At 58.9% G+C, this 394-nt stretch carries 1 protein-coding gene; it reads left to right on the top strand.

Features of this window, described 5'->3' with window-relative positions; translation table 11 throughout:
* Window positions 1-394 (top strand): immunoglobulin-like domain-containing protein (locus HU764_RS27520; RefSeq protein WP_217835029.1); only part of this gene is annotated, 394 nt, incomplete at both ends.

Raw genomic sequence — 394 nt, 5'->3', positions numbered from 1 at the left:
CTGGAAGTTTGAAAACCTGGTTCTGGACAAGACCCCGGTCAGCACCACTGTGACCGACGAGCCGGGTACCCCAGGCAACGAAGGCGATGTGGTCAAGGTCACCATCACGGCTGATCAGGTTTCGGTCGCCGAGAACGTGAAGCCGACCTTCACCGTTCACATCAACACCGCGCTGGCCCACGACCTGGTCGTGACGCTGAGCAACAACGCTACCGTCACCATCAAGGCTGGCGAAACCAGCGCGCCTTACACGCACGAAGCACAGGGCGATGACGTTTACAAAGACGCTGGCGAGATCTCGTTGGGCATCAAGTCCGCGGTCGATGTCGATGGTCGTGCCTTCGAAAACCTGCAGCTGGGTGACGCAGCGTCGGTCAAAGTGACTGACACTACT

The sequence above is a fragment of the Pseudomonas kermanshahensis genome (assembly GCF_014269205.2).
In the GTDB taxonomy this organism is placed as follows: domain Bacteria; phylum Pseudomonadota; class Gammaproteobacteria; order Pseudomonadales; family Pseudomonadaceae; genus Aquipseudomonas; species Aquipseudomonas kermanshahensis.
The sequence above is the reverse complement of the archived record's forward strand: the minus strand, read 5'-3'. Positions and strand labels throughout refer to the sequence as shown.